This is a genomic window from Nocardioides dubius (genome assembly GCF_039528155.1).
Taxonomy (GTDB): Bacteria; Actinomycetota; Actinomycetes; order Propionibacteriales; family Nocardioidaceae; genus Nocardioides; species Nocardioides dubius.
This window is the reverse complement of the sequence record NZ_BAAALG010000001.1, coordinates 156725-163392: the sequence shown is the minus strand read 5'-3', so window position 1 is coordinate 163392 and position 6668 is coordinate 156725. Positions and strand designations below refer to the sequence as shown.

At 69.5% G+C, this 6668-nt stretch carries 6 protein-coding genes; all 6 read left to right on the top strand.

The window, feature by feature from the left end:
- The first annotated feature begins 59 nt into the window (after window positions 1-59).
- Genes ABD151_RS00705 through ABD151_RS00680 form a run of 6 tightly spaced genes read left to right on the top strand, consistent with a single transcriptional unit; the run spans window position 60 to window position 6652 of the window.
- Window positions 60-1046, top strand: a complete 987-nt coding sequence (locus ABD151_RS00705; RefSeq protein ID WP_343990209.1) for a sugar ABC transporter substrate-binding protein — start codon at window positions 60-62, stop codon at window positions 1044-1046.
- Between the two features lie 14 nt (window positions 1047-1060).
- Window positions 1061-2086, top strand: a complete 1026-nt coding sequence (locus ABD151_RS00700; protein WP_343990205.1) for an ABC transporter permease — start codon at window positions 1061-1063, stop codon at window positions 2084-2086.
- Window positions 2083-3582 carry a sugar ABC transporter ATP-binding protein gene (locus tag ABD151_RS00695; protein ID WP_343990202.1) on the top strand — a complete coding sequence of 500 codons (1500 nt, stop codon included), beginning with the start codon at window positions 2083-2085 and terminating at the stop codon, window positions 3580-3582. The genes ABD151_RS00700 and ABD151_RS00695 overlap by 4 nt, the downstream gene beginning before the upstream one ends.
- A gap of 27 nt (window positions 3583-3609) precedes the next feature.
- A complete protein-coding gene (locus ABD151_RS00690) occupies window positions 3610-4467 on the top strand; it encodes an alpha/beta fold hydrolase (RefSeq protein WP_343990199.1) in 858 nt (285 codons plus the stop codon).
- Window positions 4468-4495: 28 nt separating this feature from the next.
- A complete protein-coding gene (locus ABD151_RS00685; RefSeq protein WP_343990196.1) occupies window positions 4496-5344 on the top strand; it encodes an alpha/beta fold hydrolase in 849 nt (282 codons plus the stop codon).
- 57 nt (window positions 5345-5401) lie between these two features.
- Window positions 5402-6652, top strand: a complete 1251-nt coding sequence (locus ABD151_RS00680; RefSeq protein ID WP_343990193.1) for an amidohydrolase family protein — start codon at window positions 5402-5404, stop codon at window positions 6650-6652.
- The last annotated feature ends 16 nt before the right edge of the window (window positions 6653-6668 follow it).

Here is a 6668-nt window from a genome sequence, read left to right as displayed (position 1 = left end):
TCACCTCGACCCCTACCAAACCTGGCATTCCGGGATGCCCCGTTCCTCGTGGAGGAAACATGTCCCGCTTCAACTCCAAGGCGATCCTCGCCGGCGTCTCCGTCGTCGCGCTGACCGCAACCCTTGCCGCGTGCGGCGAGGACTCCGGCTCGTCGTCGGACGGCGGTGCCGTGCGGATGGCGTTCGTCAACGGCTTCTCCGGTGGCGGCCCGGTCGACGACTTCGTCGCCGGCCTGACCTGCTACGCCGACAAGAACGACCTGGACGACCCGGTGATCACGGTCGCTGACGGCGACGTGAACAAGCAGCTCAACGACATCGACAGCCTGGTCGCCCGCAGCGGTCAGATCGACGGCCTCTTCGTGATGCCGGTCGACCCCGCCGCGTTGAAGCCGGCCTACGACCGTGCCAAGGACGCCGACATGGCCGTCATCGACCCGGTCTCCCCGGACGCCGAGGGCAAGTTCGCCACCGACGCGTCGAGCCACGTCGCCCCCGACGACGCCGGCGTCCCGGCGCTGATGGTCTCCTACCTCAGCGAGAACCACGCCGACGTCAAGCGCGTCGCGCTGCTCTCGCCGCCGCCGGGACAGCCGATGTCGGACCAGCGCGCCTCCCTGTTCAAGGAGGAGGCCGCGACCGCCGGCATCGAGGTCGCCCGTGAGCTGAACATGGAGAAGATCACCACGGAGGAGGCGCAGAAGAAGGTCGAGGACCTGCTCACCAGCGACAAGAGCATCGACGCGATCTTCGCCCAGAACGGCGCGATGGCCCGTGGCGCGGCGCTCGCTGCCAAGAGCCAGGGCGTCGACCTGGTGATCATCTCGATCGACAGCGACGCGGAGACCCTGGCCGCGGTGAAGTCCGGCGACATCGACGCCGCCTTCGGCGCGGACCTGTTCAACCTGGCCTACCAGGCCAGCGTCCAGGCGGAGAAGGTCAAGGCCGGCGAGAAGGTCGACTTCCTCTCCCTGCCGTACGAGACCTACACCTCGGCGAACGCCGCGGTGGCCGGTGCGGCTGAGCGCTGCGCCGCGGTGAAGTAGGCGGCAGACAGAACATGACCTCCCTTCTCACCCCCACGGGCTCGGCGCCGAAGTCGGCGCCGGGCCCGGCCCGGGCCGCGAACGCGGTCGAGATGTTGCGCAAGGCTCCGCCGTGGACCGGGATCGCGGTCCTGGTCGTGGCGATGTTCGTCTACATGTCGGCGACGAACGAGTTCTTCCTGACCTACGCCAACCTGAACAACGTGATGCGCGGGGCCGTGGTCCCGCTGCTGCTGGCGATCGGCACCACCTACGTCATCACCATCGGGATGATCGACCTCTCGCTGGCCTCGCTGATGGCGTTGAACACCGTCATCCTGCTGGGCTTCATGGAGGCTGGCCTCCCGGTGCCGCTGGCGGTGCTCGCGGTGATCGTGGCCTCGGCGGTCCTCGGTGGGTTGGGCAACGGTCTCTTCATCGCCAAGTTCCAGATGTCCTTCATGGTGGTCACCCTCGGCACCATGTCGGTGTTCAAGGCGATCGCCCAGCTGCGCACCGACGGCAACTCGGTCCAGCTCTACGACCGTGAGGGCTTCGACTTCGTGGTCTGGCTCGGCGACGGCTCCGTCGGCCCGATCTCGGTCCCGGTGGCCCTCGCGCTGATCCTGCTGGTCGGCTCGATGCTGCTGATGAAGTACACGACGCTCGGCCGCAGCCTGCTCGCCATCGGTGGCAACCCCGAGGCGGCGCGGATCGCCGGGATCCCGGTGGAGCGCGTGCAGATGGCCGCGTTCGCCCTCAACGGCATCTTCGTCGGCATCGCCGGCGTGGTGATGGCCGGCCGGATCCAGGCCGCCTCGCCGACCATCGGCGCCGGCATGGAGCTCGAGGTGATCGCGGCGGTGCTGCTCGGCGGCTCGTCCTTCATGGGCGGCAAGAGCACCTTCGTCGGCACCTTCATCGGCGTGCTGTTCGTCTCCCTGCTCGCCAACGTGCTGAACCTGATGGAGGTTCAGATGTTCTGGCAGGGCATGGTCACCGGCCTGGTCCTGATCGTGGCCGTCGGCATCGACCGGATGCGGTCGCGGGGTAGGACATGACGAGCCCCGCGCTCAGCCTGAGCGGTGTCCGCAAGACCTACGGCGGCACGGTCGCCCTGGCCGACCTCTCCTTCGAGGTCGCGCCGGGGGAGATCCGTGGCCTGATCGGTGAGAACGGCTCCGGCAAGAGCACCGCGATGAAGGTCGTCTCCGGCCAGGTCATCCCCGACCTGGGCGAGGTCCGGGTCGCCGGCGAGGCGCTCGCCGCCGGCAGCGCGCACGACCGGCTCACCGCCGGCGTCGGCGTGGTGATGCAGGACCCGATGCTCTGCGAGGAGCTCACCGTGGCGGAGAACCTGGCGCTGGGCCGGGTCGGCCGCAACGGGCTGGTCTCCTGGCGCCGGGTCAACCAGCAGGCGGCCGAGGTGCTCGAGCGTGCCGGGCTCGACCTGGACCCGCTGGCGATCGTCGCGGACCTCTCCCAGGACGACCGGCACATGGTCGAGGTGGCCCGGGTGCTCGCCTGGGACTGCAAGGTGATCGGCTTCGACGAGACCACGGCCTCGCTGACCGAGGACTACGTGGAGCGGCTCTTCGGCGTGATGCGCGACCTGCGCACCCGCGGCGCCGCGCAGATCTTCATCAGCCACCGGATCCCCGAGATCCTCACCATCTGCGACACCGTCACCGTGCTGCGCGACGGCGAGTTCGTGGCCACCGTGAACACCGCCGAGACCAGCGAGGACCAGCTGATCGAGCTGCTGGTGGGCCGCAGCGTCGACGCGCAGTACCGCCGCGAGCCCGCCCCGGCGGGCGAGGTGGTGCTCGCCGCGCGCGACCTGCAGCCGGCCGGACTCGCCGGCCGGATCGACCTCGAGGTGCGTGCCGGTGAGGTCGTCGGCATCGGCGGCCTGGTGGGCAGCGGCCGCTCCGAGATCCTGGAGTCGGTCTACGGACTCCTGCCGCGTGCCGGCGAGGTCGAGGTGGCAGGCCGCGGGCTGCGCGCCGGGCGTCCGCGCCAGGCCATCGCCGCCGGGCTGGGCCTGGTGCCCGAGGACCGTCGCACCCGTGGCCTGGCCATGGAGCAGAGCGTGCGCGCCAACGCCTCCGCGGTCGCCTACGGGGCCAACTCGCTGGCCGCAGTGGTCCGCGACAAGGACAGCGAGGGCCTGCTGGCCATGCTGCGCGCCAAGCTGCAGCTCAAGGCCCCGGACGACGACGCGGCCGTCTCCACCCTGTCCGGCGGCAACCAGCAGAAGATCGTGCTCGGTCGCTGGCTGGACCACAACCCGCGCGTCCTGCTGCTCGACGAGCCCACCCGGGGCATCGACATCGGCGCCAAGCAGGACATCTACCGGCTGATCGACGAGGCCGCGCACGAGGGGATGGGCGTCCTGCTGGTCTCCTCCGAGCTGCCCGAGCTGATCGGCCTGTGCGACCGGATCCTGATCATGCGCGAGGGCCATCTGGTCGCCGAGTTCACCGGCGACGTCTCCGAGGTCGAGCTGATGGCTGCTGCGGCAGGCCACAGCGAACCGGTCGAGACCACCGTCTGACATCCACCACCACCCAAGGAGCACAACGTGTCCGCAGCTGACTACAGCTACGAGGCCACCGCCCGTTCGATCGACCTCGACGGGCTCACCATCCACTACAACGAGGCCGGCGAGGGTCCGGTGTGCATCCTGTTGCACGGCGCCGGACCCGGCGTCTCGGGCTGGGCGAACTTCGAGGACAACCTCCCCGTCTTCGCGCAGCACTTCCGCACCCTGATCGTCGACCAGCCGGGCTTCGGAGCCAGCGACGGCTGCGAGTTCGAGGGCGACTACTTCTCGCACAGCGCACGTACCCTGGCCAAGCTGCTCGACGCGCTGGGCATCGAGAAGGCCCACCTGGTCGGCAACTCCCTGGGCGGCGGCGTCGCGGCCCGGTTCGCGCTGGACTTCCCCCAGCTGGCGGACCGGCTCGCACTGATGGGCCCCGGCGGGATGACCACCCGGATGTTCACCCCGGAGCCGACCCTCGGGCACACCCGTCTCTACGACTTCAACGCCACCCCCGGCGTGGAGAGGCTGGAGACGTTCATGAAGGGCATGGTCTACGACCACTCCTTCGTCACCGAGGCGATGGTGGCCGACCGCTTCGAGCGCTCGCAGCGCCCCGAGGCCGCGGTCAACTTCGAGCGGATGCGGGTCAGCTTCCTCGAAGGGGAGGGCCTCACCAAGGGCCAGCTGTGGCGCGAGGCCGCCGCGCTCACCCACGAGACGCTGCTGATCTGGGGCCGCGAGGACCTGGTGAACCCCTACGACGGCGGCCTCTTCGCGTTCTCGCAGATGCCCAACGCCAGCTTCCACGTGATGTCGCGCTGCGGCCACTGGGCGCAGGTGGAGCGCGCCGCCGAGTTCAACCGCGTGGTCATCGGCCACCTGCTCGACAACTGATCCGACCCACCCCAGAGAGGTGAACCGCATGTCCATCAGCACCCTGCTACCCGTCGAGGCGTTCACCGCGCTGGACGTCCCCGACACCGGCCTGCATGGCCGGGAGACCGGCCAGGGCGCGCCCCTGGTGGTGCTGCACGGGTTCGCCCCGGGCATCGACAGCGCCACCGAGTTCAGCCACCAGATCGCCTCCTTGAGCGCCCACTACCGCGTGGTCATGCTCGACCTGCCCGGCTTCGGGGCCTCGGCACACCTGCCGATCGGCGAGGACTATCTGGCGGACGCCGTGGACCGGCTGGTGGCGACCCTGGACGCGCTCGGCATCGACCGGGCGTCGGTGCTGGCCACCTCTCTGGGCGGGTGGGTGACCCTGCGGGCCGCCCTCGACCACCCCGACCGGTTCGCCAGGCTGGCGCTGCTGGCGCCCGGCATCCTCAACGTGAACTCGGCCGGGGCCCGCCCGCCCGAGGGCGCTCGTGCGCTGAGCTCCTTCCTGGCGCGGCCCAGCGAGCCGGCGATGCTGGCCTGGCTGGAGAGCCAGGTCGGCGACCCGTCCGCGCTGACCGACCAGGACGTGGACGTCGAGATGGAGCGGGCGATGGCGCCCGGCGCGATCGCCCGGCTCAAGTCGGTCTCGCGCACCTTCGATGGCTGGGACCAGGAGTCCGCCCTGTGGATGCAGTGCTGGAAGGTCGAGCACCCGGTGCTGCTGCTGTGGGGGCGCGAGAACCGTGACTTCCTGCTCGACGGCGCGCTCTACGGGGCACGCCGGATGCCGAACGCGGACGTCGTCGCGCTCTCCGGGTGTGGCGGCCGGGCCCACCACGAGCGGGCGGACGCCGTCACCCGGCTCGTCAGCGACTTCCTCACCCTCTGACCTCCGACGGCGACCCGATCTGTCGCCGTCCTTCACCTCCTCCTGAAAGGCAGCCTCATGGCAAGCATCGAAGAGCTCTCCCAGAACACCGACTTCACCAACGCGGTGAAGGGCAAGGTCACCTTCCTGCCCGAGCCGGACAAGGCCGATCGCAAGTTCCCGCTGATCTCCGTGGACGACCACATGGTCGAGCCGCCGAACACCTTCGAGGGACGGATGCCGGCGAAGTTCGCCGAGCAGGCCCCGCGCGTGGTCGACAAGAACGGCGCGGACGTGTGGATCTACGACGGCAAGGAGCTGCCGAACGTCGGCTTCAACGCCGTCGTCGGCCGCCCGATCGACGAGTGGAGCTTCGAGCCCGCTCGATTCACCGACATGCGTCGTGGTGCGTGGGACATCGACCACCGGATCAAGGACATGGACCTCTCCGGCGTCTACGCCTCGCTCTGCTTCCCGTCGTTCCTGGCCGGCTTCGGCGGCGTCCGCCTGCAGCAGACCACCAAGGACCCCGAGCTCGCGCTGGCCGCGGTGCGCGGCTGGAACCAGTGGAACATCGAGGCCTGGTCGGGTGCCTACCCCGACCGGATGATCCCGTGCCAGCTGCCGTTCATGCTGGACCCGGAGATCGGTGCCAAGGAGATCTACAAGAACGCCGAGCTCGGCTTCAAGGCGGTCACCTTCTCCGAGGCCCCGCACCTGCAGGGCTTCCCGTCGATGCACACCGACTACTGGGACCCGATCATGCGTGCCTGTGAGGAGACCGGCACCGTGATCAACCTGCACATCGGCTCCTCGGGCACCTCGCCGTCCACCTCGGACGACGCCCCGGCCGACGTGGTGGGCGTGCTCTTCTTCGCCTACGCCATCCACGCCACCGTGGACTGGCTCTACTCCAAGCTGCCGGTGCGCTTCCCCGACCTGAAGATCTGCATGTCCGAGGGCGGCATCGGCTGGGTTCCGGCCCTGCTGGACCGGCTCGACCACATGGCGACCTACCACGAGATGTACGGCACCTGGGACGGCATCGACCTGACCCCGGCCGAGGTGCTGCAGCGCAACTTCTACTTCTGCGCCGTCGAGGACCCGTCCTCGTTCGCCCTGCTGGACCGGATCGGCGCCGACCACGTGATGGTCGAGGAGGACTACCCGCACTCCGACTCGCTGTGGCCGCGCACCCAGGCCGTCGTGCAGGACTCCGTGGGCGGACTGTCGCCGGAGAAGATCGCCAAGGTGACCTGGCAGAACGCCAGCAAGCTCTACCGTCACCCCGTGCCGGAGTCGGTCGTCGCGGACCCGAACTCCTTCTGATCCGACTCCTCCACCA